This window comes from Saccharopolyspora sp. NPDC000359, from assembly GCF_040300525.1.
GTDB lineage: Bacteria > Actinomycetota > Actinomycetes > Mycobacteriales > Pseudonocardiaceae > Saccharopolyspora.
Window position 1 is genome coordinate 16,480 of record NZ_JBEPDU010000051.1, and the last position, 23,766, is coordinate 40,245.

Below are 23,766 nucleotides of genomic sequence, written 5' to 3' on the forward strand. Positions count from 1 at the left end.
AAGGGCAAGGTATCGGTCGCGCGGAACGGACGGGGCGGTCCCGGCCGGGCGCGGCCTGGCAGGACAACGGGGTCCCGCCAGGCGTCGGGGAACGGGTCGAGCGCCGCAGCGCCCGACCCAGCGAGCGGAAGGTTTCACGTGCGCCTACACCGGCTGCGCTCGACGAGCACATCGTGGCGGCAACCGAGCACGACCCGTCTCCTGCTGAGAGCCGCGTGGATGGAGCTCCGCGCCGTGCTCCGCTGACCTCAGGCGTCCTTGGTGACCACGCGGACCACGGTCGCGGACACCCCGATGACCAGGTAGCAGCCCGCGCGCAGCAGGCCGGTCGTCATCTCGTCCCAGCCGATCGGGTCGCGCAGCACGCCCAGCACCGCCGACCAGTCGGTGGTGATCAGGACCGGCTGCAGCCAGTTCAGCGCCGGGATGGTGCTCAGCACGCCGAAGGTGATCAGCGCGCCCATCGTGGCGACCACGACCACCAGCGGGTGCTCGGTCAGCGACGACAGCGCCAGCGCGACCGCGCCGACGGCGGCCATCTGCACCGCCGACCACGCGACCGCCAGTGCCACCCGGCCCAGCGCGGACCCGAAGGGAACCGTCGAGCCGGACAACGTCACCAGGTCACCGCCGCCGACGACGACCAACCCGGTGAGCACACCGCTGATCGCCACGACGGACACGGCGAGCACGGCCAGCACCAGCACGCCGAACGCCTTGACGCCGACCAGCCGCACCCGGCCGACCGGCGCGAGCAGCAGGCCGCGCAGCGTCCCGTGCGCCGACTCGCCCGCCAGCGCGTCGGCGGCGACCATCGCCACGACCAGCGGCAGCAGCAGTGCTTGGGCGAGCCCCAGGGCCGCCACCGGCAGCACCAGCCCGTTGCCCGCGGCCGCCGCCAGGACCGACGGCCCACCGCGGCCACCACCGGGCCCGCCGGTGAGCGCGATCGCGGTGCCCAGCAGTACCGGCAGCGCGGCCAGCATCCCCAACGCGAGTTGGTTGCGCGGGCGGCGCAGCACCCACCGCACCTCGGCCCGCAGCTGGCGGCCCAGGGGTGCGGAGGTCCGCACGTCGATCGCGGTCACAGGTCTTCCTCCGTCAGTCGCGCGAAGAGGTCCTCCAGCCCGGTCCGGGACCGGCGCGCCTCGCGCACCGGGACCCCGGCCCGCACGAGCAGCGCGATCACCTCCTCGGACTCCGCACCGGACAGCTCCACCCGGACCACGCCGCTCTCCTCGCGGGCTTGCGCGCCCGCGTCCCGCAGCGCCCGGACGGCGCCGGGCGAGTCCGAAGTGGACACCAGCAGGTGGGGTGCGCCCGATTCCAGCATGCCCGCCAGCTCGCCCTGCGCCACCAGCGAACCGCGGTGCAGGACCGCGACGTGGGTGCAGGTCGCCTCGATCTCGGACAGCAGGTGGGAGGAGACCAGCACCGTGGTGCCCGCCGCGTGCAGGTCGGCGATGATCCGCCGGATCTCACGGGTGCCCGCCGGGTCCAGCCCGTTGGTCGGCTCGTCGAGCACCACCAGCTCGCGCGGCACCAGCAGCGCCGCCGCCAGGCCGAGCCGCTGCTTCATGCCCAGCGAGTAACCCCGGTACCGGCGGCCCGCTGCGGCGCTCAACCCCACCCGCTCCAACGCCTGCTCGACGACCTCGCGGACCTCGGGGCCGCGCAGGGCCGGTTCCATCGCGGCGCAGCGCAGCAGGTTCTCCCGGCCGGACAGGAACGGGTGGAAACCCGGTCCCTCGACCAGCGCGCCGACCCGGGGCAGCACCCGGCCAGCGCGCTCGGGCAGCGGCTGGCCGAGCAGCTCCACGGTCCCCGCGCTCGGCGCGGTGAGCCCGAGCAGCATCCTGATCGTGGTGGTCTTGCCCGAACCGTTGGGGCCGAGCACGCCGACCACCCCGCCTCGCGGAACGGCGAGGTCGACACCGGCCACCGCGACCGTCCGCCCGTAGGTCTTGCGGAGCCCGGTGGTGCGGGCGGCGAGGTCGCCGCCCGCAACCGCGGACGACGACCGCACCGCGTCAACCGCGCTGGTCATCGGGCCTCGCCGAGCGCAGCGGTGAGCACCTGCTCGGGCACGGCGCCGACCGCGACCCGGCCGTCCGCGGTCAGCAGGGCGTTGCCCGCCGCGGTGCCGACGACCCAGCCGCTGCCCCACGGGCCGCTGATCGGCTTGCCGGCCCGCTCCGCGACCTGGCGCAGCTCCTCGCTGGCCGGGACCTCGGCGAGCAACACCGAATCCCAGCCGTCGCCGACCACCTGGTGCCGGGGCACCGCGTGCTGGTCGAACTGCGGGGCGCGCTGCTCGGCGTCCTCGACCTCGGCACCGGCCGGTGGCGTGAACCGGAACAGCCCCGGGTCCGGCGCCGCCATGTCCACGCTGGTGAACCCGACCTGCAACGCCGGGTCTGCGGAGCCGTTGGTGAGCACGGAGAGCTCCAGGGGAACGCGCTTCTCGGCGTCGACCGCGATCCGCACCTGGCGCAGCAGCGTGCGCTCGGTCGGCTTCGGGGTCAGGACGAGCTCGTAGGCGTCGCGGCCCGCGACGCTCGCCGTGCCGTCCACCGAGACCTCGCTGGTCTTGCGGAGCTCGCCGATGATGCCGCGCGCCGCCGCGCCCGGATCGGCTGGGGCGCCGTGCTCGGCGCGCTGCGGGTGTTCGCTCCGGGTCGCGGTCCGGTTGTTCGAGTTCCACTCCCAGGTGGTCGTGCCGTCGTCGACCACGGTCAGCTCGCCGCTGGGCGAGGGCACCGACACGCGGTGGCGGCCCTGGCCGTCGGCCCACACCTGGAACCGGTTCGTCCCGTCAGCGAGCAGCTGCGCCGCCTCCCCGCCGGGCAGGGCGGGCAGGCCGAGGGCGTTGTCCACCGACACCGTGCCGGTGAGCGCCGTGGGTTCGGCGCGCATCACCGACTCCACGAGCTGCTCCGGGGCCACTGGCGGCAGCACCGGGGCCGCACCGGCACCGGCGGGCAGCGCCAGCACGGTCAGGCCCAGCACTCCGGCGGCGGTACCGGCGGTCGCGGTGAGCACCACATTCCTGCGCTTCATCGAGTCCTCCTGTCGAGTCCTGCGCCCAGCGTGGCTGATGTGCGCTGAGACAACGCTGAGACGCTGAGAGCGGGCTCAGCCGGTGCCCCGGTCCACCGCCTGAGATGGTAAACGTGTTTACTTTCCCCGGGAGGTGTGATGGCGGCCGACGAGTTGGACTTCTGGTCCTTCGTGGAGCTGGCCAACGACCGGTTGGCCGCGGAGCACGGGTTCCAGCACCAGCTGGCCACCGAGGTGCTGCTGGCCCTCGACCGGGCCTCCACCACCGTGACCTACGACCTGGAAGCGGCGGTGCACCGCCCGCGCGGCCGCTCCTGGTCGGCCTTCCGGCTGCTGTTCGTCACCTGGCTGGCCGGGCCGCTGGAGGCGAAGAAGGTCGCCGAGCTCACCGGGATGAGCCGGGCCGCGGTCTCGAACCTGAGCAAGGCCCTGGTGGCCGACGGGGTGCTGGACCGGGCGCCCGGCGAGCACGACGGCCGCTCCGTGCTGCTGTCGCTGACCGACCGGGGGCAGCGGGAGGTGGTAGAGGTGTTCCGGGCTCAGAACGAGCGCGAGCACGAGTGGACCAGCGTGCTCACCGAGGCCGAGCAGCGCATCCTGGTCATGCTGCTGAACAAGCTGATCACCAACCGCGACCAGTTCGACGTCCGCGGTCGCAACTGACGGTGCCGTGGCTGTTGCGGTGCGTGGAAGCCGTCAATACATTGACCACTTGCGCCGGGGTGCCGGAGCACCCGGGCCGCTGCGAGGAGGCGAGGTCGATGGCGTACTACCGGCAGGTCGGCGACGTTCCGCCGAAACGGCACACCCAGCACCGCGGACCCGACGGCGGCCTCTACTACGAGGAGCTGATGGGGGAGGAGGGCTTCTCCAGCGACTCCTCGCTGCTCTACCACCGCAACCTCCCCTCGGCGCTGGTCGACTCCACGACCTGGGAACTGCCGGACCTGGACACCGAGCCCAACCACCCGCTGCGGCCGCGGCACCTGAAGCTGCACGAGCTGTTCGGCGGCCAGGAGTGGAAGCGCCACGACGTGGTCACCGGTCGACGGCTGGTCCTGGGCAACGCCGACGTGCGAATCTCCTACGTCGTCGCGGGCGAGACCTCCCCGCTGTACCGCAACAGCACCGGCGACGAGTGCGTCTACGTCGAATCCGGCGAGGGCGTGGTCGAGACCGTGTTCGGGGTGCTGCCGTTCCGGCAGGGCGACTACGTGCTGCTGCCGCGCTCGACCACCCACCGCTGGGTGCCGCGGGGCGCGGATCCGGTGCGCGCGTACTGCATCGAGGCCAACTCGCACATCACCCCGCCGCGCCGCTACCTGTCGAAGTTCGGCCAGCTGCTGGAGCACTCGCCCTACTGCGAGCGCGACCTGCACGGCCCCACCGAGCCGCTGCTGGCCGAGGGCACCGACGTGGAGGTGCTGGTCAAGCACCGGGGCAGCCGCGGCATCGTGGGCACCCGGTTCGTCCACCCGGAGCACCCCTTCGACGTGGTCGGCTGGGACGGCTGCCTGTACCCGCACACCTTCAACGTCGCCGACTTCGAGCCGATCACCGGCCGGGTGCACCAGCCACCGCCGGTGCACCAGGTCTTCGAAGGCCAGAACTTCGTGATCTGCAACTTCGTGCCGCGCAAGGTGGACTACCACCCGCTGTCCATCCCGGTGCCCTACTACCACTCCAACGTGGACTCCGACGAGGTGATGTTCTACTGCGGCGGGGACTACGAGGCGCGCAAGGGCTCCGGCATCGGCCAGGGCTCGATCTCGCTGCACCCCGGCGGGCACTCGCACGGCCCGCAGCCCGGTGCCTACGAGCGCAGCATCGGCGTGGAGTACTTCGACGAGCTCGCGGTCATGGTCGACACCTTCCGCCCGCTGGAGCTCGGCGAGGGCGGCCGGGCCGCTGAGGACCCGGGCTACGCCTGGACCTGGTCGGGGCGGGGGCCGCAGGGGTGAGCATCCCGGACTTCGCCAAGGGCTGGTGCGACGACGCGGCGGTCTTCCCGCCTGGCCGCACCCCACTGCCCGACGCCGTCGCCGCGCACCTGCGGCACACCGCGTCGCCGTACGCCGAGCTGGTCGGGCCGCTGGTGCTGGCCGCCCCCGCGGTCGAGGAGCTGCCCGGGCTGATCGAGCCCGGTCAGCAGCTGGACCTCTCCGTCACCGCCCCGCGAGGTCCGGCACAGCTCCCGGCGGTGCTCGCCGCGCTGGAACCCCTGCCGGTCCGGTTGCGCGCGCTGGAGGTCGCGGTTCCCGACGGGCAGGGACCGGCGGAGTTCTTCGCGGCGCTCGACGCGGTGGGCGTGGACGAGGACGTGGCGGTGTTCGTGGAGGTACCCCGCGACGAGCGCCGCGCGGAGGTCATCGGCACCTGCGCTTCGATCCACTACCGCGCGAAGTTCCGCACCGGCGGGGCAAGGGCCGAGCAGCACCCCGACGAGGCCGAGCTCGCCGCCGCGATCCGCGCGGTGGTCGAGGCCGGGGTCCCGTTCAAGGCCACCGCGGGCCTGCACCACGCCGTCCGCGGCACCGACCCGGCAACGGGTTTCGAGCAGCACGGCCACCTGAACCTGCTGCTGGCCACCGACGCCGCGGTGGACTTCGCCGAGGAGCCGGAGATCGCCGCCGTGCTGGCCGAACGGGATGCGCGCAAGGTCGCCGAGCGGGTCGCGGACCTGGACCGGGTGCGGGTCACCGCGGCGCGCGACCGCTTCCTGTCCTTCGGCACCTGCAGCATCGCCGAACCCCTGGCCGAACTGGTCGACCTCGGCCTGGTCCCGGCCGAGGTGCTCAGCGGAGGAGGACACCGGTGATCGTCGACATCCCGGACGGCTCGTTGTTCGGGCTGGCCAACCTGCCCTACGGCGTGTTCTCCACGCCCGGGACCGAACCGCGCGTCGGTGTCCGGGTGGGTGATTCCGTCGTGGACCTGGCCGCCACCCTCGGCGACGGGGTGTTCGCGCAGCCGACGCTGAACGCCTTCATGGCCCAGGGGCACGACCGCTGGGTGCGGGTGCGGCAGCAGGTCACTGAGCTGGTCACCGGTGAGGTGCCGGACGCGGCGGTGCACCCGGTCTCCGCGGTGCGCCTGCACCTGCCGATCGAGGTCGCCGACTACGTCGACTTCTACGCCTCCGAGCACCACGCGACCAACCTCGGGCGGCTGTTCCGCCCGAACGCCGAACCGCTGATGCCGAACTGGAAGCACCTCCCGGTCGGCTACCACGGGCGTGGTGGAACGGTCGTGGTGTCGGGGACGGACATCGTGCGTCCCCGCGGGCAGCGCAGGGCGCCGGACGAGGACGCCCCGACGTTCGGCCCGTGCCGCCGCCTGGACGTCGAGGCCGAGCTCGGGTTCGTCGTGGGCACCGGTTCCGAGCTGGGCACCCCGGTGCCCACCGGGGAGTTCGCCACCCGGGTGTTCGGCGCGGTGCTGGTCAACGACTGGTCGGCCCGCGACATCCAGGCCTGGGAGTACGTGCCGCTGGGGCCGTTCCTCGGCAAGAGCTTCGCCACCTCGATCTCGCCGTGGGTGGTCCCGCTGCTCGCGCTGGAGCAGGCGCGCGTGGCGACCCCGGCCCAGGTCCCCGCCCCGCTGCCGTACCTGGCCGAAACCGAGCCGTGGGGCCTGGACGTCGACCTCTCGGTGTCCTGGAACGGCCACGAGGTCTCCCGCCCGCCCTACCGCGAGATGTACTGGTCCCCGGCGCAGATGCTGGCGCACCTGACGGTCAACGGCGCCACCACCCGCACTGGCGACCTCTACGCCTCGGGCACCATCTCCGGTCCGGAGGCGGACCAGCGCGGCGCCTTCATCGAACTCACCTGGGGTGGCCGGGATCCCGTGCGCCTGGGTGACCAGGAGCGCACCTTCCTGGAAGACGGCGACGAGGTCACCATCACCGCCACCGCACCAGGTGCCGGTGGCACCAGGATCGGCTTCGGCGAGGTGACCGGCCGCGTCCTGCCCGCCTGCTGAGTCACTGGAGCTCCACGACCATGCCGCGGAGCTCGTAGCCGCCGATCGCGTCGTTCATGGAAATTCGCGGTGGCGTCCGCATCGCGACGCCGGGCAGGGCGAACAGCTTGCTGAGGAAGACGTCGGTCTCCAGGACCGCGATGGTGGAGCCCGGGCACTTGTGCGCCCCGTCGCCGAAGGACATCCCCGGCGCGGTGGCGTCGGTGAGCGGGCGGGCCGGGCACACCGCCAGCGGGTCCTCGCCGACCGCGCGCTCGTCGGTGTTGGTCGCGCTGACCTGGATGTCGATCACCTCACCGGCCGGGACCGTGACGGTCTCGCCGTCCTCGCCGGGCAGCTCCACGGGCGCGGTGGCGCGCCGCCTGAGGTGCCCGACCACCGGCTCCAGGCGCAGCAGTTCGTGCAGGATCGCGATCCGCTCGGCCTCTTCCGCGGCGCAGTAGCGCTCGCGCAGCGCGTCGTCGGTGAACAGGTGCCAGGCCGACAGGTTGATGAACTCCCGCGTGGTGACCATGCCCGCGGCCGCGAAGGTGATGCACTCGCCGAGGATCTCGGCGGACGTGCAGCCCTCGTCGAGCAGGTGCGAGATCAGGTCGTCGCGGCGCCGCGCGCGTCGAGCGCGCACCGCGGGGCGCACGTCGCTGACGAAGATGCTCGACCAGTTGCGGGCCTGCCGCCACACCCAGTACAGGCCGTTGAGGCTGGTGAAGCCCGGCTCGCCGAACTCCTCCGGGAAGAACCGCTCCAGCCGCTGCGCCAGGCCCGGGCGGCTCTCGGTCAACCCGATCACCGCGCACGCCACGTCGATGGAGAGGTTGAAGCTCAGCTCGGACAGCTGCGCGTGGCCGGTGTGCCGCAGCTTGGCCAGCTGCTCGTCGGAGACCCGCTCCATGATGCCCCGGTAGGCCTCGTCCACCCGGCGCGGCGTGAAGTACTTCGCGGTCTGCCGCCGGTGCTCGCGGTGCTCGGGACCGTCCCGGTAGAGGACCGGGCGCCGGACCTTGCCGGGCATCTTCTCCACCGTCTCCACCCCGAGCCCGGCCTGGACGGTGTCGGTGCTGCGCAGCGCGGCGCGCGCGGCGGCGTGGCCCCGGACCAGCCAGACCCCGTCGGCGCCCCGGCTGACCGGGCACCCGCCCAGCTGCTCACCGCGATCGATCTTGCGTGCGTCGGTCGACATCGGGGGACCGGTCCTTTCCGCATCCGGGAGGCCAAAGCATGATCCACTTCTTCTAACAGGCCGGGCGCGGCGGGTGAACCGGGGGTGGTGGTTTCGTAGTCGAATGTTCACCAGCGGTGCCGACGTCCCGGTCGCGGCGCTCGTCGGGACGCCCAAGCTCACCCCATAGGATGGCCGGGACGTCGGTTTGAGGAGTTGCGCACCGTGAAGTGGCAGTTCGGCCCCTACCGCGTGGAAGGATTGATCGCCCGCGGCGGCATGGGCGAGATCCTGCGCGCCTACGACACCCGCCACGACCGGGTCGTCGCGCTGAAGCTGCTCGCCGCGAACCTCGCCGCCGACGAGGAGTTCCGAGACCGCTTCAAGCGGGAGGCGCACGCGGCCGGGCGGCTGCGCGAACCGCACGTCATCCCGATCCACGCCTACGGCGAGATCGACGGGCGGCTCTACCTGGACATGCGGTTGGTCGAGGGCACCGACGTCGGTTCGCTGCTGGCGGCCCGCGGCCCGATGCGCCCCGCCGACGCGGTGGTCATCCTGGAGCAGGTCGCGCAGGCCCTGGACGCCGCGCACGCGGAAGGCCTGGTGCACCGCGACGTCAAGCCGTCCAACATCCTGGTCGGCGACAACGGCTTCGCCTACCTCGTCGACTTCGGCATCGCCGCCTCGCTGCGGGCCTCGGGGAACCTGACCTCCACCGGCTACGCGGTGGGCACCCTGGCCTACATGGCCCCGGAGCGCTTCGAGGACGGCCCGGTGGACCACCGGGCCGACGTGTACTCGCTGGCCTGCGTGCTATACCAGTGCCTGACCGGCGCGAAGCCCTTCGCCGGGGAGACCGCCGCCTCGCTGGTCAACGCCCACCTCAACCACAAGCCGCCGAAACCCGCGGCCATCCGTGCCGACCTCCCGCGGGAGTTCGACCACATCGTCGCCCGCGGCATGGCGAAGGACCCGGCCGACCGCTACGGCAGCGCTGGTGAGCTGGCGCGGGCCGCCCGCCAGGCGCTGACCAGCGTGACCGCCCTCCCGGGCGCGTTCGCGCCGGTCCCCGCGCAGCGCCGGGTCCGCTGGCCGCACCTGGCCGCTGGCGCGGGAGTGCTCGCCGTCATCGCGGGGTCGGTGGTCTTCGCGACCGCCACGCGCACCGAGCCGGGGCAGGCCGTCCCGGTCGACGCGCCGACCTCGCTGGCTAAACCCACCGTCCCGACGTCCGATGCGTCCTCGCTGGAGCAGCCGGTGTCCGAGGAGGTCGAGCCGGGCGGGGACCCGGAGACGGCGCCAGCGGAACCGGCGCAGACCAAGTGGTGCCAGGGGATCCGCTACGAGGGGCGGGAGCGCGGCACCGGGTGCTTCGAGGCGATCGGCGACCACCTGTTCGCGCACGACACCGACAAGGACGGCATGTGGATCAAGGCGGTCGCCGAGACCGACTACGGCCGGGTGGTGGAGTGCGCCGACCACAACTCCCAGGGCGATCCGGTGGACTGCAACTTCGACCTGCGGGAGGACAGCCGGGTGCACTTCCGGGTCGAGCTCTGGGACGCCCAGGTCAAGATCGACGACACCCCCTGGTCGGACTTCGTGCCGATCGGCCAGTAGGCCGTTGGGGCAGTCGTCGGCGCACCACTGGCCAAGCAAGCGCTCGGGAGGTTAACTTACCAAGCACTTGCTTGGAGGTGGTCGTGTGCCAGGGAGCCAACCGCTCACCATCCCCGCTGCGGTCGGCGCCGCCGCGCAGCGCTTCCCGGACTCCGACGCGCTGTTGGACGGCCCGGTCCGGATCAGCTTCGCCCAGCTGCTGGAGCGAGTGCGGACCGTGGCGCGGGCCCTCATCGCCGAGGGCGTCCGGCCCGGCGACCGGGTCGCGCTGTGCTCGCCGAACACCCACCACTGGGTGCTGGCCGCGCTCGGCGCGCTGCACGCGGGCGCGACCCTGGTGCCGGTCAACACGCGCTTCACCGGGGCCGAAACCCTCGACGTGGTCCGGCGCTCGCAGGCCCGCGCGCTGTTCATCGCCGGGGAGTTCCTGGGCGCCGACCGGCTGGCGCAACTGCACGCCGCCAACGGCGGGCCGCTGGACCAGCTGCGCACCACCATCCGCATCCCCGTCGAAGGGGAGCTGCCACCGGTGCCCGGAACCCGCCGCTGGAGCGACCTGGACGAGCTGGCGGCCGCGGTCCCCGCATCGAAGGCCGACGCGGTGGCGGCCGCGGTGGCGCCCGACGACGTCAGCGACATCCTGTTCACCTCCGGCACGACCGGGCGGAGCAAGGGTGCGATGAGCGCGCACCGCCAAGCGCTCGGGGTCGCCGGGGCCTGGGCCGAGCACGGCGAGCTGACCAGCACCGACCGCTACCTGGTGATCAACCCGTTCTTCCACAGCTTCGGCTACAAGGCCGGTGTCCTGGCCTGCCTGCTGCGCGGCGCCGCCCTGCTGCCGCAACCGACCTTCGACGTCGCCGAGGTGCTCCGGCGCGTCGAAGCCGACCGGGTCACGGTGCTGCCCGGACCGCCCACCATCTACCAGTCGATGCTCGACCACCCCGACCGCGCGCACCGCGACCTGTCCGGCCTGCGGCTGGCCGTGACCGGCGCGGCCACCGTCCCGGTCGTCCTGGTCGAGCGGATGCAGCGGGAGCTGAGCTTCGACACCGTGCTCACCGCCTACGGGCTCACCGAAGCGGTGGTGGCGACGATGTGCCGACCGGAGGACGACGACGAGACGGTGGCGCGCACCTGCGGGCGCGCCGCGGCCGGGCTCGAGGTCCGCACCGCCGGGCCGGACGGCACCCCCAGACCACCGGGAGAGGCGGGGGAGGTTCAGGTGCGCGGGCCCAACGTCATGCTGGGCTACCTCGACGACGAAGCCGCCACGCAGCAGGCCTTCGGCGCCGACGGCTGGTTGCACACCGGCGACGTCGGGGTCCTGGACGAGCGCGGCTACCTGTGCATCACCGACCGGCTCAAGGACATGTACATCTGCGGCGGTTTCAACGTCTACCCGGCCGAGGTCGAGCAGGTGCTGGCCCGGCTGGACGGCGTCGCGGAGGTGGCCGTGGTGGGGGTGCCCGACGAGCGGCTCGGCGAGGTCGGCAAGGCGTTCGTGGTCGGCAGCTCGAAGCTGTCGACCGAGGACGTCCTGGCGCACTGCCGGGACCACCTGGCCAACTACAAGCGGCCCCGGCAGGTCGAGTTCCGCACCGACCTGCCCCGCAACCCCTCGGGCAAGATCCTCAAGCGCCTGCTGCGCGACCTGCGGTGAACCGCTACAGCCGCGGGTCCACCGGCTCGGATTCCAGGGCCAGCACGGCGAAGACGCACTCGTGCACCCGCCAGAGCGGTTCACCGCGCGCCAGCCGCTCCAACGCCTCCAAGCCGAGGGCGTACTCGCGGGTGGCCAAGCCGCGCTTGCGGCCCAGGGCCCGCTGGCGGAGCCGGTCGAGGTTGTCCGGCTCGGTGTAGTCGGGGCCGTAGATGATCCGCAGGTACTCGCGCCCGCGCACCTTCACCCCCGGCTGCGCGAGACCGCGGTGGCCCCGGGTGAGGTTGGCCGCGGGCTTGACGACCATGCCCTCGCCACCGGCCCCGGTCAGCTCCTCCCACCAGGCGGTGCCAGCGGCCGTCGAGGCCGGGTCGGTGGTGTCCACCGCGAATCGGCGGGTGGCGGCGAACACCTCCGGGTCGGCCCGCACGAGCCGGTCCGCGAGCGCGAGGTGCCAGCTGTGCTCGCGGCGGTGGTAGGTCCGGCCCTCGGTCGCCAGCAGCTGGAACGGCGCCAGCCGGACACCGCGCAGACCCTCGGTGGGCCAGCAGTACCGGCGGTAGGCGTCCCGGTAGGCACCGGCATTGCCCGCTCGCGCGCCGGTCTTCGCCAGCAGGTCGGAGATCTCGACGCCGCGTTCGGCCGCCGCGGTCAGCGCCTCCAGCGCTGGCGGCAGCACCGCTTCCGCGGCCGCGCCGACCGAGGCGTACTGCTCGGTGATCAACGCGCCCGCCTTCGCGCTCCACGGCATCAGCTCGGCGTCCAGCAGCAGCCAGTCGCTGTCCAGCTCGTCCCACAACCCGGCCGAGGTCACCGCCGCGCGCACCCCGGCGAGCAGTTCCGCCTCCTGCTCGGGACCGAAGAACGGCCGGCCGGTCCGGGTGTGCACCACCCCGGGGCCCTCGATGCCGAACCGGCCCGCCGAGTCGTCGCGGCGGACGAGGACGACCGCGCGGGAGCCCATGTGCTTCTCCTCGCACAGCACGTCCTGCACCCCGGCCGCGCGGTACCCGGCGAACGCCTCCTCCGGGTGCTCCAGCACGTCCGGCCGCTTCGAGGTGGCGACCGGGGCCATGGTCGGCGGCAGGTAGACCAGCCACCTCGGGTCGGTCGCGAAGCGGCTCATCACCTCCAGCGCCGCAGCCGCGCGCTCCGGCTGGACCGAGATCCGCCCGTGGTGCCGGGTCTCCACGCTCCGCCGCCCGGCGACGTCGTCGAGGTTGAGCACGTGCGGCTCGCGGCGCGCGGCGGGCTCCGGCAGCTCGCCGGGCGGCAGGAACGGCCGCGCCGGCTCGTACCAGACGCGCTGCGCGGGCACCGACACGACTTCCCGCTCCGGGTAGCGCAGCGCGGTCAGCCTGCCGCCGAACACGCAGCCGGTGTCCAGGCACATCGTGCGGTTGATCCACTCGACCTCGGGGGTCGGCGTGTGGCCGTAGAGCACCACCGCCTCGCCCCGGTACTCCTCGGCCCACGGGTAGCGCACCGGCAGCCCGAACTCGTCGGTCTCCCCGGTGGTGTCGCCGTACAGCGCGAAACCACGTACGGTGCCCGAGGCCCGGCCCTGGTAGCGCTCGGGCAGCCCAGCGTGCGCGACCACGAGCTTGCCTCCGTCGAGCACGTAGTGCGCGACCAGCCCGCCGCAGAACTCCGCCACCTGCTCGCGGAAGTCCGCCGGTTCGGCCGACAGCTGGGCCAGGGACTCGGCGAGCCCGTGCGCGACCGAAACGTTGCGCCCGCGCAGCGCGCGGGCCAGCTTGTCGTCGTGGTTGCCGCACACCACCAGCGCGTCACCAGCCGCGACCATGCCCATGACCAGGCGCAGCACCCCGGGGGTGTCCGGCCCGCGGTCCACCAGGTCGCCGACGAGCACCGCGCGCCGACCCGCCGGGTGATGCGCGCCGACCGCCCGCTGCTCGGCGTCGCGCTCGATGACGTACCCGAGCTCGCCGAGCAACTCCTCCAGCTCGGCCCGGCAGCCGTGCACGTCGCCGATCACGTCGAACGGTCCGGTCTCGGCGCGCTTGTCGTTGAGCAGCGGCTCCACCTCGATGCTGGCCGCCGCCACGTCCTCGACGCTGCGCAGCACGTGCACCCGTCGGAACCCCTCGCGCTGCAGGGACTTCAGCGACTTGCGCAGCTCGGCCCGGTGCCTGCGCACGACGCCCGGACCGAAGTCGCGGTCCGGGCGTTCGGCGTTGCGCGCCTGGCACACCGACTCGGGCAGGTCGAGCACGATCGCCACCGGCAGCACGTGGTGCTCGCGGGCCAGCGCGACCAGGCTGGACCGCGCGCTGCGCTGTACGTTCGTCGCGTCGACCACGGTGATCCGGCCAGCCTCCAACCGCTTGCCCGCGACGTAGTGCAACGAGTCGAAGGCGGCGGCGCTGGCCGACTGGTCGTTCTCGTCGTCGGCGACCAGGCCGCGGAAGTAGTCGCTGGAGAGCACCTGGGTCGGCGCGAAGTGGGTGCGGGCGAACGTCGACTTGCCCGAACCGGACGCGCCGATCAGCACCACCAGGGACATGTCCGGGATGGACAGTCGCATCAGGACACCTCCGCCCTGGTGAGCACGGCAAGCTGGGTCGGCGGGCCCACCTGCGGGTCCACCGGCCCGACCGGCAGGTGCTGCACGGTGTACCCGTGCCGCTCGGCGACCCCGGCGGCCCACTCCTGGAACTGCGCCCGGGTCCACTCGAACCGGTGGTCGGGGTGCCGGAGGCGCCCGGCGGGCAGGGTGTCGAATCGCACGTTGTACTCCACGTTCGGGGTGGTCACCACGACGGTGCCCGGCCGGGCGGCGGCGAATACCGCGTGCTCCAGCGCGGGCAGTCGGGTCGGGTCGACGTGTTCGACGACCTCCATCAGCACCGCGGCGTCGTAACCGGCGAGCTCGGCGTCGACGTAGGTCAGCGCGGACTGGCGCAGCACCAGCCGTTCGCGTTGGCGCTCCGGCAACCGCTGGAACCGGCGTTCGGCCCGCTCCAGGGCCCGCGCCGAGACGTCCACGCCGACGATCTCGGTGAACGCGGGCTCCTGCACCAGATCCGCCAGCAGCGCCCCGCCACCACAACCCAGGTCCAGCACGCGCCTGGCGCCGCTGGACCTGAGCACCGCGACCACGCTCCCGCGCCGCTGCACCGCCAGCGGCACCTCGGCTTCGGGAACTCCCGCGACCACCGGTTCGGCCAGCGCGTTGTCCAGTTCGGCCTCGGGATCGCCGGACTCGGCCAGCTGCGCCAGCGCGGAACGCACGTAGGACTTGCGGTGCGCGAGGTAGCGGTTGCTGATCAGCTCCCGCTCCGGGTGCTCGGCCAGCCAGCCGTCCCCGGCGCGCAGCAGCTTGTCCACCTCGTCGTCGCCGACCCAGTAGTGCTTGGCGTTGTCCAGCACCGGAATCAGCACGTACAGGTGCTTGAGCGCGTCGGAGACCCGGAGGTCCCCGGACAGCCGCAGGTCCACGTACCGCGAGTCACCCGCGCCCGCCAGCTGCGGGTCCAGCGGGACCGGCTCCGCCTCGACCTGCCAGCCCAGCGGGGCGAACAGCCGTGCCGCCAGGTCGCTCCCGCCGCGGCAGGACAGGGCCGGGATCCGGACCCGCAGCGGGATCGGGGTCGCGGCCAGCTCCGGCCGGGCGTCGCAGCGCCCGTTCAACGCCGTGCGGAACACCGACCCCAACGCCACCGCGAGCAACGACCCGGCCGCGTAGGGCCGGTCGTTGACGTACTGCCCGAGGGCGAACGAGTCGTTGTGCTTGCCGCGCACCAGGCCGACTGGGTCGACGTCCAGCAGCAGCGCGGCGGTGCACTCGTCCGGCCCGGCGGTCGGGTAGAAGACGTGCGCGGTGCCGCCGGCCACCGGGAACGCCTGCGCCTTGTCCGGATGCTTGTGCAGCAGGAAGCCCAGGTCGGTCGCGGGTCGGTGCGTGGTGGTGACGGTGACGAGCACGGGACGATTCTGGCCCAACCGCCTGCCTCGGTGAACTGGTTTTCGCGATTTCTCCCGTTCAGTCCAGTGTGGACGGCTCAGTCGGCCAGCCCGGACTGGTAGGCGAACACCACGAGCTGGGCCCGGTCGCGCGCGCCGAGCTTGACCATCGCGCGGCTCACGTGGGTGCGCGCGGTGGCCGGGCTGACCACCAGCCGCTCGGCGATCTCCTCGTTGTTGAGGCCTTCGGCGACCAGGCCGAGCACCTCCCGCTCGCGTTCGGTCAGCGTGTGCAGCTGCGGGTGCGGGCGGCGCGCCCGCGGCTGCATCGAGACGAACTCGCGGACCAGCTGGCGCGTGGCCGACGGTGCGAGCAGCGCGTCGCCGTCGGCGACCAAGCGGATCGCGCGCAGCAGGTCGACCGGTTTGGTGTCCTTGAGCAGGAAGCCGCTGGCCCCGGCGCGCAGCGCGCTGAACACGTACTCGTCCACCTCGAAGGTGGTCAGCACGATCACCCGGGTCGCGGCCAGCTCGGGATCGGCGGAGATGCGCCGGGTGGCCTCCAGCCCGTCGACCCCGGGCATCCGCACGTCCATCAGCACCACGTCCGGCCGGTGCTCGCGCACCGCGGCCACCGCGGCCAGCCCGTCGGCCGCCTCGCCGGCGCAGGTCAGGTCGTCCTCGCTGTCGATGAGGGTGCGCAGCCCGATGCGCACCAGGTCCTGGTCGTCGACGATCAGCACGGAGATCATGGGGTTCCCCCGGTGGGCAGGCGGGCGTGGACGGTGAACCGGCGGTCCGTGGTGGGCCCGGCCTCGAACTCGCCGCCCAGCGAGGCCACCCGCTGTCGCATGCCGGGCAGGCCGAGCCCGCCGCCACCGCCGGTCGAGCCGGGCAGCGGGTTGACCACGGTCAGCTCCACCGCCTCCGCGGCGTACTCGACGGTCACCTCGGCGTGCTTGTCGTCGCTGTGCCGCAGCACGTTGGTCAGCGACTCCTGCAGGACCCGGTAGCTGGTCAGGTCGACCACCGGTGGCAGCTGCCGCGCCTCGCCGACGGTGCGCAGCTGCACCGACACACCGGCCTCGCGCATGCGCTGCAGCAGGTCGTCCAGCCGAGCCAGGCCCGGTGCCGGTGAGCCGGACCGGCGCACCACCGCCAGCGTCGCGCGCAGCTCGTCGAGCGCGTCGCTGCTGGTCCGGCTGATCGCCTCCAGCGCCACCGCCGCCTGCTCGGGCTTCTTCGCCAGCACGTGCAGCGCCACGTCGGCCTGCATCTTGATGGCGGCCAGCCCGTGCCCGACGACGTCGTGCACCTCCTGCGCGATGTGCAACCGCTCGTCGTCCAACCGCTGCCGCAACTGCTCGGCCCGGTCCCGCGCCACCGCCTCGCGCTGCACCCGCACCACGCTGCCCACCGCGAACGGCACCGCGACCCACGCCGAACCCGGGACCACCCCGAGCAGCCCCGGCAACCCGGAGCTGCTGGTGAACACGTGCACCAGCAGCACCGCGAGCACGCCCAGCGCGACCGGCGCCGAGGTGGCCAGCGGCCGGTGCCGGGCCAGCGAGTAGACCGCCACCAGCAGCGACAGCAGGATCGGGCCGTAGGCGTAGCCCAGCACCAGGTAGGCGGAGGTCAGCACGGCGACCACCCCGGCGGTGATCACGGGCTGCCAGCGCCGCAGCACCAGGCCCAGGCCCGCGGCGGCCACCAGGGCGAGTCCGAGGACGTCCAACGGCCGTGATGCCAGCTCCGACCACCGGTTCGCCATGGTGGTGCCCACCAGCCCGATGGCGGTGACCGCGACGGCGAGGGCCGCGTCCGAGGTCCACGATCGCATCGTCGGCATGCGGTGGATTCTGGCCGACCCGAGCTCCGGGGGAGTCGGCTCGGAAGCGGACATCGGCCTACTCCCCTCGACGTAGCCGCCGGTCCGGGATCAATGTACCTCTGGTGACCGGTCCGATGTGGACGTCATCGGTTGCCGTAGGGGAACTGCGGCGGGCGGCGTTCGAGGAAGGCAGCAACGCCCTCGGCGCTCTCGCCGGTCTCGGCCGACGCCCGCTGCCACTGCCCGGCCCGCTCGTCGAGGGGCAGCCCGCGGTGCGCCAGGTCGACCAGTTCCTTGGAAGCGCGGACCGTGAGCTGCGATCGCGAGGCGATGGTGGCCGCCAGCTCGCTCACCCGCGCCCGCGGGTCGTCGACGACCTCGTCCACCAGTCGCATCCGCAGCGCGTGCGCGGCGTCGAAGAAGTCCGCCGAGAACAGCAGCAGCTTCGCCGCCGACGGCCCGACCAGCTCGGTCAGGCGGGCGACGCTGGACGGCGGGTAGACGATGCCGAGCTTGGCCGGGGTGATGCCGAAGGTCGCCGAAGCCGCCGACACCCGGATGTCGCAGGCCGCGGCCAGCTGGCAGCCGCCGCCGACGCACAGCCCGTTGATCATCGCGATGGTGGGCAGCGGGCAGTCGACCAGGGCGCGCTCGGCGGCCACGGTCGGGTTCTGCGCCGCCCCCTCGATCGCGGGCAGCTCCGAGATGTCGGCCCCGGCGCAGAACGCGCCACCGGCCCCGGTCAGCACCACGACGCGCGCCGCGGCGTCCTCGACGACCTCGGCGAGCAGCTCCGGGACCTGCCGCCACATGCTCGCGGTCATCGCGTTGCGCCGCTGCGGGTGGTCGATCGTGATCCATGCGGTGTGCCCGACGACGTCCAGGTCCAACCTGCCCTTGGCGCTGCTCATCGACTAGTCGCTCCGTTGCTCGTGGGCACGCGCGGTGCCGCCCGGTCCGATCCGATCTCATCCTGGCCGATCACCCCGCCGGGAACGAGGCGTTGTGCTCCACCCAACCCCGGGCGTCCACGCGAGCGGGCTACCGCCGAGCGGTGACGCAGTGCAGTCACTCCGTAGCGCTCGGTGCGGACCCGGGCCGAGCTCGGGCATTTCACCCACCCGATCGTGCAAACCTGGCGCGGAGTGGCGAGGATCAGGGATGAGCCGATGCGGAAGGACAGGAGCGGACATGGATGAGGTGACCAACCGTCGCCTGACGGAGGTGCGTTCGTTGGCCGAGGAACTCAACCCCGAGGACATCGAAGCCGAGATCGGCCGCGCGCGGATCGAGGCGTACCAAGCGGGCATGCGGTTCGCCGCCGACTACGTCGAGCACGGGCCCACGCGTTCGGAACGGCCCAGCATCCCGCTCCCGCGGCTGTGAGCGGCTCAGCCGCCAGGGCTGCGCAGCTCCTCCCGCGCAGCCCTGGCGGCGCGCAGACCGCTCTCGACCGCGCCGTCGATGAAGCCCGCCCAGCCGGTGGCCAGGTCCGACCCGGCGAAGCGCACGACCCCGTGCGGTTGCTGCAGCGCGGCCAGGTACCGGGTCAACTGCTCCGGCCGTTGCATGGGCCAGGTCTCGCGGGAGAAGTCGTCGGTCATCCAGTCGTGGCCGCTGACCTCGAGCACCTCCAGGTCGTCGCGCCACACCCGCAGCGCCCGGGCCACCCCGTCGACGTCGTCGGGGGCGAGGTCGGCAGCGCGGGTGCCGAAGGCGACCAGCAGCGTGTCGCCCTCCACTGTGTACTCGGGGCGCACGAAGGTCAGATCGTGGCTGTCGGGCGCGTAGGCGGTGAACGGCGCGACCTCGCCGCGCACCCGGATCCAGGTCTTCAGCCCCTGCGAAGCGGTGCGCTCGGCACTGGCGGCCAGCTTGGTCGCGGGGAGCGCGGGCTGGAAGTCGACCGTGCCCAGCACGTTGAGCGGCAGCGTGCAGATCACCCGGCGGGCCCGGACGCTGGTGCCGTCGGTGGTGCTGACCGTCGCGCCGCCGGAGTCCTGCGAGACGCTGGCGACCACCGAGCCGAGGCGGAGCTCCGCGCCTCCGTCGGCGGCGATAGCCCCGGCCAGCGCCGCGGTGCCGCCGGTCAGCCGGTAACCCGAGGTGGCCTGGTGCAGCAGCTGCCAGTTGCCGGAGGCCGCGGCGCACCAGCGCATGGCCTGGGTGTACCCGGAGACCGCGGCCGGGCCGTTGAAGTGCTCCGCCCACACGCCCTCGGTCACCTCCCGCTCCACCGGGTTTAGGTCGAGCCCCGCGAAGTAGTCGGCGACCGAGAGGTGGTCGACCTGGTCCAGGTCGGCCCGGTGCAGCGGTTCGTAGGGGAGTGGGAACCAGGCGCGGCTGTCCCGCGCCAACTGGTCCATGCCAGGTGAGATCAGGGCGTCGAACTCCTCCGGGCTGCCGCGGTGCGCGCTGCCCCCGGCGACCCAGTGGACCGCCTGCGAGCTCGGACTCGGCTCGATGCGCTGGTCGTAGCGGGTGATCTCGCTCCAGACGTGCGGCTGCAGCCAGTGGACCCAGGTGCCGCCCATCTCCAGCCGCCGACCCAGGCGCTCGTCGGTCCAGGTCCGCCCGCCGATGCGGTCGCGGGCCTCGAGCACCACCACCGCGTGCCCGCGCAGGGCCAGCTCGCGGGCCGCCACGAGCCCGGCGAACCCGGCACCGATGACGACGACGTCGAAGGAGTCCATTGCGCAGCCTCCCCGCGCTCGGGATGGGTCGGTAGCGCATTCTGTTCGCTCGTCACCGGGGTCCGTATCCGCCGATCGAGCGGAATTTCGTCCTCTGTGGACTGATTGGCGTCGGCGCCGGGTCGAGCGCTACAATGCCGGTCCCCCGCGAATGGGGTGCGGGGTTCGTGGTGAAAGTTGGGAACTGGTTGATGGTTACGGGCAAGGTCGTTCGGTTCGACGAGATCCGCGGTTACGGTTTCGTGGCCCCCGAAGTGGGCGGCGAGGACGTGTTCATCCACGTCAACGACCTGACCTTCGACAAGCGGCTGGTCGCCCCGGGCGTGGTGGTGGAATTCGACCTGGAGGAGAGCGACCGCGGTCCGAAGGCGTCCAACGTGCGGATCGTGCGGCACGCCGCGGCGCAGGCCGGGGACGCCGCCCAGCTGCCCGAGGAGGAGCTCTTCGACGTGCTCTCGGCGAAGGAGTTCCACGAGCTGATCACCGAGTCGCTGCTGAGCGCGTCGCCGACGATGACCGCCGAGCAGATCCTGCAGGTGCGGCAGAAGCTCACCCAGGTGGCCGTGCGGCACGGCTGGGTGGAGGCCTAGCCGCCCACCCGCGCCGGGCCCGGCGCTCGGCGCGGGTGGGCGGGCTGCTTCAGCCCTCGTCCGGCTTGGCGTGGTCCGGCACCCCCGGGTGCGGGTCGCGGGACAGGTCGATCAGCGGGTGCACGGCGGCGCCTTCCGGCGCGGCGTGGCGGTGCCTGCCCGGCTCGGCCTCGCCGCTCGTCGGGCGCTCGGGTTCGGTGCTCAAGGTGCTTCCTCCGTGGAGCGGTGGTGCGTCGCCGGTCGGCGATCACGGTTCGAGCTCAGCATGCCGACCGCGGCCCTCGCTCGCTGGGCGCTCCGGTCGAGACCCGCATCACACCCCGCCCTTTGACCCCCATACCCCCTAAGGGTATAAAAGTTGGTGAGGCGCCCCAGGTGGCGCGCAGCAGCGTGGAGAGGTGGACGCAGATGAGCGAGGCGACCTACACCGTGACCGGCATGACCTGCGAGCACTGCGCGCGGTCGGTGACCGAGGAGGTCGGCGAGATCGACGGCGTGACTGGTGTCCAGGTCGACCTGCCGAGCGGTGCGGTCACCGTCACCAGCGACCAGGAGATCGACGTCGACCGGGTGCGCGCCGCGGTGGAAGAGGCCGGGTACCAGCTGGCCTCGTGACCCGCGGCCGCTGCCCGGGAGGGAGTGACTGGTCCAGATGACCGACGTGCACCACACCAGCCCCCGCGCCCAGGCGCAGGTCGAACTCGCGATCAGCGGCATGACCTGCGCTTCCTGCGCGGCGCGCATCGAGCGGAAGCTGAACAAGCTCGACGGCGTGACGGCCGCCGTGAACTACGCGACGGAGCGGGCGAAGGTCACCTTCCCGGACGGGCTCGACCCGCGGCGGCTGGTGGACACCGTCGAGGCAGCCGGGTACGGCGCCAGCCTGCCCGAGCCCGAACCGGCGGCCGAGCCCGAGGACTCGACCCGTTCGCTGGGGCGGCGGCTGGTGGCCTCGGCGGTGCTGTCGGTGCCGGTGATCGCGGTGGCGATGGTCCCGGCTCTGCAGTTCACCTACTGGCAGTGGGCCTCGCTGGTGCTCGCCACCCCGGTGGTGCTGTGGGGTGCGCTGCCCTTCCACCGGGCCGCCTGGGCCAATCTGCGGCACGGCGCGGCGACCATGGACACCCTGGTGTCGATGGGCACCCTGGCGGCGTTCCTGTGGTCGCTGAACGCGCTGCTGTTCGGCACTGCCGGGGCGCCGGGCATGACGCATCCCTTCGAACTGACCATCCAGCGAATGAGCGGCGCTGGGGCGATCTACTTCGAGGTCGCGGCCGGGGTGACGACCTTCATTCTGGCCGGGCGCTACTTCGAGGCCCGGTCCAAGCGGCGTGCCGGGGCGGCGCTGCGGGCGCTGCTGGAACTGGGCGCCAAGGACGTCGCGGTGCTGCGGGGCGGTCGTGAGGTGCGGGTCCCGGTCGAGCAGCTGGCGGTCGGCGACCGGTTCGTGGCCCGCCCCGGCGAGAAGATCGCCACCGACGGCGTGGTCGACGAGGGCAGCTCGGCGGTCGACGCGAGCATGCTGACCGGCGAGTCGGTGCCGGTGGAGGTCGGCCCCGGCGACCGCGTCGTCGGGGCGACGGTCAACGCAGGTGGCCGCCTGGTGGTGCGGGCCACGCGGGTCGGCTCGGACACCCAGCTGGCGCAGATGGCCCAACTGGTCGAGGACGCCCAGACTGGCAAGGCCGAGGTCCAGCGGCTGGCCGACCGGGTCTCGGCGGTGTTCGTTCCGGTGGTGATCGCGCTCGCGGTCGCCACCCTCGGTTCCTGGCTGGTCTCGGGCGGTGGGGCCGCGGCGGCGTTCACCGCTGCGGTGGCGGTGCTGATCATCGCCTGCCCGTGCGCGCTGGGGCTGGCCACGCCGACCGCGCTGCTGGTCGGCACCGGGCGCGGCGCCCAGCTGGGCATCCTGATCAAGGGCCCGGAGGTACTGGAATCCACCCGCCGAGCCGACACCGTCGTGCTGGACAAGACCGGCACCGTCACGACCGGGCAGATGGCCCTGGTCGAGGTGCACGTGGCCGACGGCGCGGCGAAGGCGGAAGTGCTGCGGGTGGCCGGTGCGCTGGAGCACGGCTCAGAGCACCCGATCGCCCGAGCCATCGCCCGCGGTGCGCAGGAACAGGTCGGTGAACTTCCCACCGTCGAAGGCTTCACCAACGTCGAGGGGCTTGGCGTGCAGGGCACCGTCGACGGGCGCGAGGTGCTCGTCGGGCGCTCGGCGCTGCTGGACGGGCAGGACGTGCGAATGCCCGGCGAGCTGGTCGAGGTCAAGGCAGCGGCCGAGGAGCACGGCCGGACCGCGGTCGTCGTTGCCTGGGACGGGCAGGCCCGCGCGGTGCTGGTCGTCGCCGACACCATCAAACCCACCTCCGCCGAAGCCATCGCCCAGCTGCGCGCGCTGGGCCTCGCGCCGGTCCTGCTCACCGGCGACAACCAGGCCGTGGCCCGGTCGGTGGCCGCCGAAGTCGGCATCGACGAGGTCATCGCCGAGGTCCTGCCCCAGGACAAGGTCCAGGTCGTGCGACGGCTCCAAGCCGAGGGCAAGGTCGTGGCCATGGTCGGCGACGGCGTGAACGACGCCGCCGCCCTCGCCCAAGCCGACCTCGGGTTGGCGATGGGCACCGGCACCGACGTGGCCATCGAAGCCAGCGACCTCACGCTGGTCCGCGGCGACCTGCGCGCCGCGGCCGACGCCATCCGGCTCTCCCGCCGCACCCTGCGCACCATCAAGGGCAACCTGTTCTGGGCCTTCGCCTACAACGTCGCCGCGCTGCCGCTGGCCGCAACCGGGTTGCTCAACCCCATGATCGCCGGTGCGGCGATGGCCGCCAGCTCCGTCTTCGTCGTCACCAACAGCCTTCGGCTGCGCACCTTCCGCAGCGCGGTCGCCAGCGCGCCGCTGAAGTAGCGGCGGGTGCCCCGGCGGGCGGATTGGGTTACAACAGGGGCATGGCAAGGTTCAACGCGTCCGACCTGGAGCCGGGCCAGGTCGAGTCCAAGGACAACGGCGAGCGGCTCGGCCGCTCCGCCGGTGGACACCTGGTGCAGCTGCGCCGCCGGGTGTCCGAACCGGGGTTCGTGGTCACCGTCGACGCCGAGCCGAGCAAGGGCGCGCCCACCGAACTGCTGACCCACGAGTGGGCCGCGGCCAACGCCGCCTTCGACCGGTTCATGCGCCAGCACTGACCACCTGGTCCACTCCACAGAGGACCGCCCAGCTCCCTTGCCTC

The 23,766-nt window shown here is 72.9% G+C and carries 22 protein-coding genes; 11 read left to right on the forward strand and 11 right to left on the reverse strand.

Going from position 1 to position 23,766, the window contains the following annotated elements:
* Positions 1–248: 248 nt before the first annotated feature.
* Genes ABT324_RS26945 through ABT324_RS26955 form a run of 3 tightly spaced genes read right to left on the reverse strand, consistent with a single transcriptional unit; the run spans position 249 to position 3,060 of the window.
* Positions 249–1,088: an ABC transporter permease subunit gene (locus ABT324_RS26945; RefSeq protein ID WP_351183099.1), complete on the reverse strand. Its 840-nt coding sequence runs from the start codon at positions 1,086–1,088 to the stop codon at positions 249–251.
* Positions 1,085–2,047 carry an ABC transporter ATP-binding protein gene (locus ABT324_RS26950; RefSeq protein ID WP_351183101.1) on the reverse strand — a complete coding sequence of 321 codons (963 nt, stop codon included), beginning with the start codon at positions 2,045–2,047 and terminating at the stop codon, positions 1,085–1,087. The genes ABT324_RS26945 and ABT324_RS26950 overlap by 4 nt, the downstream gene beginning before the upstream one ends.
* Positions 2,044–3,060, reverse strand: a complete 1,017-nt coding sequence (locus ABT324_RS26955; protein ID WP_351183103.1) for a LolA family protein — start codon at positions 3,058–3,060, stop codon at positions 2,044–2,046. Before ABT324_RS26955 ends, ABT324_RS26950 begins: the two co-directional genes overlap by 4 nt.
* A gap of 138 nt (positions 3,061–3,198) precedes the next feature.
* Here ABT324_RS26955 and ABT324_RS26960 point away from each other — a divergent pair, with 138 nt between their 5' ends.
* The 4 genes from ABT324_RS26960 (at position 3,199) to fahA (ending at position 7,044) form a co-directional block, all read left to right on the forward strand.
* On the forward strand, positions 3,199–3,723 hold the full coding sequence (locus ABT324_RS26960; protein ID WP_351183105.1) for a MarR family winged helix-turn-helix transcriptional regulator: 525 nt from the start codon (positions 3,199–3,201) through the stop codon (positions 3,721–3,723).
* Positions 3,724–3,821: 98 nt separating this feature from the next.
* Positions 3,822–5,021 (forward strand): homogentisate 1,2-dioxygenase, encoded by a 1,200-nt coding sequence (locus ABT324_RS26965; RefSeq protein ID WP_351183107.1) that lies wholly within the window; start codon positions 3,822–3,824, stop codon positions 5,019–5,021.
* On the forward strand, positions 5,018–5,878 hold the full coding sequence (locus tag ABT324_RS26970) for a hypothetical protein (protein WP_351183109.1): 861 nt from the start codon (positions 5,018–5,020) through the stop codon (positions 5,876–5,878). Before ABT324_RS26965 ends, ABT324_RS26970 begins: the two co-directional genes overlap by 4 nt.
* Positions 5,875–7,044, forward strand: a complete 1,170-nt coding sequence (fahA, locus tag ABT324_RS26975; protein WP_351183111.1) for a fumarylacetoacetase — start codon at positions 5,875–5,877, stop codon at positions 7,042–7,044. The genes ABT324_RS26970 and fahA overlap by 4 nt, the downstream gene beginning before the upstream one ends.
* A gap of 1 nt (position 7,045) precedes the next feature.
* Here fahA and ABT324_RS26980 read toward each other — a convergent pair whose 3' ends face one another.
* Positions 7,046–8,224, reverse strand: coding sequence for a cytochrome P450 (locus ABT324_RS26980; RefSeq protein WP_351183113.1), 1,179 nt, complete (start codon positions 8,222–8,224; stop codon positions 7,046–7,048).
* Between the two features lie 204 nt (positions 8,225–8,428).
* Between ABT324_RS26980 and ABT324_RS26985 the strand changes: the two genes are divergently transcribed.
* Positions 8,429–9,826: a serine/threonine-protein kinase gene (locus tag ABT324_RS26985; RefSeq protein WP_351183115.1), complete on the forward strand. Its 1,398-nt coding sequence runs from the start codon at positions 8,429–8,431 to the stop codon at positions 9,824–9,826.
* An 85-nt stretch (positions 9,827–9,911) separates the two neighbouring features.
* Positions 9,912–11,489 carry a FadD3 family acyl-CoA ligase gene (locus ABT324_RS26990; RefSeq protein ID WP_351183117.1) on the forward strand — a complete coding sequence of 526 codons (1,578 nt, stop codon included), beginning with the start codon at positions 9,912–9,914 and terminating at the stop codon, positions 11,487–11,489.
* A gap of 4 nt (positions 11,490–11,493) precedes the next feature.
* Here the strand turns inward: ABT324_RS26990 and ABT324_RS26995 are convergent, their stop codons facing one another.
* The 5 genes from ABT324_RS26995 to ABT324_RS27015 form a co-directional block, all read right to left on the reverse strand.
* Positions 11,494–14,037 (reverse strand): polynucleotide kinase-phosphatase, encoded by a 2,544-nt coding sequence (locus ABT324_RS26995; protein ID WP_351183119.1) that lies wholly within the window; start codon positions 14,035–14,037, stop codon positions 11,494–11,496.
* Positions 14,037–15,437, reverse strand: a complete 1,401-nt coding sequence (locus tag ABT324_RS27000; RefSeq protein ID WP_351183121.1) for a 3' terminal RNA ribose 2'-O-methyltransferase Hen1 — start codon at positions 15,435–15,437, stop codon at positions 14,037–14,039. The genes ABT324_RS26995 and ABT324_RS27000 overlap by 1 nt, the downstream gene beginning before the upstream one ends.
* Positions 15,438–15,514: 77 nt before the next feature.
* The gene (locus ABT324_RS27005; protein ID WP_351183123.1) at positions 15,515–16,168 is read right to left on the reverse strand and encodes a response regulator; all 654 of its coding nucleotides are present in this window, start codon (positions 16,166–16,168) and stop codon (positions 15,515–15,517) included.
* Positions 16,165–17,268 (reverse strand): histidine kinase, encoded by a 1,104-nt coding sequence (locus ABT324_RS27010; RefSeq protein WP_351183125.1) that lies wholly within the window; start codon positions 17,266–17,268, stop codon positions 16,165–16,167. The genes ABT324_RS27005 and ABT324_RS27010 overlap by 4 nt, the downstream gene beginning before the upstream one ends.
* A 125-nt stretch (positions 17,269–17,393) precedes the next feature.
* Positions 17,394–18,161 (reverse strand): enoyl-CoA hydratase/isomerase family protein, encoded by a 768-nt coding sequence (locus tag ABT324_RS27015; RefSeq protein ID WP_351183127.1) that lies wholly within the window; start codon positions 18,159–18,161, stop codon positions 17,394–17,396.
* Between the two features lie 280 nt (positions 18,162–18,441).
* Here ABT324_RS27015 and ABT324_RS27020 point away from each other — a divergent pair, with 280 nt between their 5' ends.
* Positions 18,442–18,636 carry a hypothetical protein gene (locus ABT324_RS27020; RefSeq protein WP_351183129.1) on the forward strand — a complete coding sequence of 65 codons (195 nt, stop codon included), beginning with the start codon at positions 18,442–18,444 and terminating at the stop codon, positions 18,634–18,636.
* Positions 18,637–18,641: 5 nt separating this feature from the next.
* Here the strand turns inward: ABT324_RS27020 and ABT324_RS27025 are convergent, their stop codons facing one another.
* The gene (locus ABT324_RS27025) at positions 18,642–19,943 is read right to left on the reverse strand and encodes a flavin monoamine oxidase family protein (protein WP_351183131.1); all 1,302 of its coding nucleotides are present in this window, start codon (positions 19,941–19,943) and stop codon (positions 18,642–18,644) included.
* Between the two features lie 191 nt (positions 19,944–20,134).
* On the opposite strand from ABT324_RS27025, the gene ABT324_RS27030 reads away from it, so the two are divergent.
* Positions 20,135–20,533: a cold-shock protein gene (locus ABT324_RS27030; protein ID WP_351183133.1), complete on the forward strand. Its 399-nt coding sequence runs from the start codon at positions 20,135–20,137 to the stop codon at positions 20,531–20,533.
* Between the two features lie 49 nt (positions 20,534–20,582).
* Here the strand turns inward: ABT324_RS27030 and ABT324_RS27035 are convergent, their stop codons facing one another.
* Positions 20,583–20,738, reverse strand: a complete 156-nt coding sequence (locus ABT324_RS27035; protein WP_351183135.1) for a hypothetical protein — start codon at positions 20,736–20,738, stop codon at positions 20,583–20,585.
* Between the two features lie 203 nt (positions 20,739–20,941).
* Between ABT324_RS27035 and ABT324_RS27040 the strand changes: the two genes are divergently transcribed.
* Genes ABT324_RS27040 through ABT324_RS27050 form a run of 3 tightly spaced genes read left to right on the forward strand, consistent with a single transcriptional unit; the run spans position 20,942 to position 23,722 of the window.
* On the forward strand, positions 20,942–21,148 hold the full coding sequence (locus ABT324_RS27040) for a heavy-metal-associated domain-containing protein (protein WP_351183137.1): 207 nt from the start codon (positions 20,942–20,944) through the stop codon (positions 21,146–21,148).
* 37 nt (positions 21,149–21,185) lie between these two features.
* A complete protein-coding gene (locus ABT324_RS27045; protein ID WP_351183139.1) occupies positions 21,186–23,444 on the forward strand; it encodes a heavy metal translocating P-type ATPase in 2,259 nt (752 codons plus the stop codon).
* 41 nt (positions 23,445–23,485) lie between these two features.
* Positions 23,486–23,722, forward strand: coding sequence for a hypothetical protein (locus ABT324_RS27050; protein ID WP_351183141.1), 237 nt, complete (start codon positions 23,486–23,488; stop codon positions 23,720–23,722).
* Positions 23,723–23,766: the final 44 nt, after the last annotated feature.

Bases quoted from the DNA above. Each gene is read 5' to 3' on its own strand.
- ABT324_RS27045 (WP_351183139.1), top strand. From the start codon at position 21,186: ATGACCGACGTGCACCACACCAGCCCCCGCGCCCAGGCGCAGGTCGAA.
- ABT324_RS27040 (WP_351183137.1), top strand. From the start codon at position 20,942: ATGAGCGAGGCGACCTACACCGTGACCGGCATGACCTGCGAGCACTGC.
- ABT324_RS26955 (WP_351183103.1), bottom strand. From the start codon at position 3,060: ATGAAGCGCAGGAATGTGGTGCTCACCGCGACCGCCGGTACCGCCGCC.
- ABT324_RS26960 (WP_351183105.1), top strand. From the start codon at position 3,199: ATGGCGGCCGACGAGTTGGACTTCTGGTCCTTCGTGGAGCTGGCCAAC.
- ABT324_RS27030 (WP_351183133.1), top strand. From the start codon at position 20,135: ATGGTTACGGGCAAGGTCGTTCGGTTCGACGAGATCCGCGGTTACGGT.
- ABT324_RS26965 (WP_351183107.1), top strand. From the start codon at position 3,822: ATGGCGTACTACCGGCAGGTCGGCGACGTTCCGCCGAAACGGCACACC.
- ABT324_RS27050 (WP_351183141.1), top strand. From the start codon at position 23,486: ATGGCAAGGTTCAACGCGTCCGACCTGGAGCCGGGCCAGGTCGAGTCC.
- ABT324_RS26980 (WP_351183113.1), bottom strand. From the start codon at position 8,224: ATGTCGACCGACGCACGCAAGATCGATCGCGGTGAGCAGCTGGGCGGG.
- ABT324_RS27020 (WP_351183129.1), top strand. From the start codon at position 18,442: ATGGATGAGGTGACCAACCGTCGCCTGACGGAGGTGCGTTCGTTGGCC.
- ABT324_RS27015 (WP_351183127.1), bottom strand. From the start codon at position 18,161: ATGAGCAGCGCCAAGGGCAGGTTGGACCTGGACGTCGTCGGGCACACC.
- ABT324_RS27005 (WP_351183123.1), bottom strand. From the start codon at position 16,168: ATGATCTCCGTGCTGATCGTCGACGACCAGGACCTGGTGCGCATCGGG.
- ABT324_RS27010 (WP_351183125.1), bottom strand. From the start codon at position 17,268: ATGCCGACGATGCGATCGTGGACCTCGGACGCGGCCCTCGCCGTCGCG.
- ABT324_RS27025 (WP_351183131.1), bottom strand. From the start codon at position 19,943: ATGGACTCCTTCGACGTCGTCGTCATCGGTGCCGGGTTCGCCGGGCTC.
- ABT324_RS26950 (WP_351183101.1), bottom strand. From the start codon at position 2,047: ATGACCAGCGCGGTTGACGCGGTGCGGTCGTCGTCCGCGGTTGCGGGC.
- ABT324_RS26995 (WP_351183119.1), bottom strand. From the start codon at position 14,037: ATGCGACTGTCCATCCCGGACATGTCCCTGGTGGTGCTGATCGGCGCG.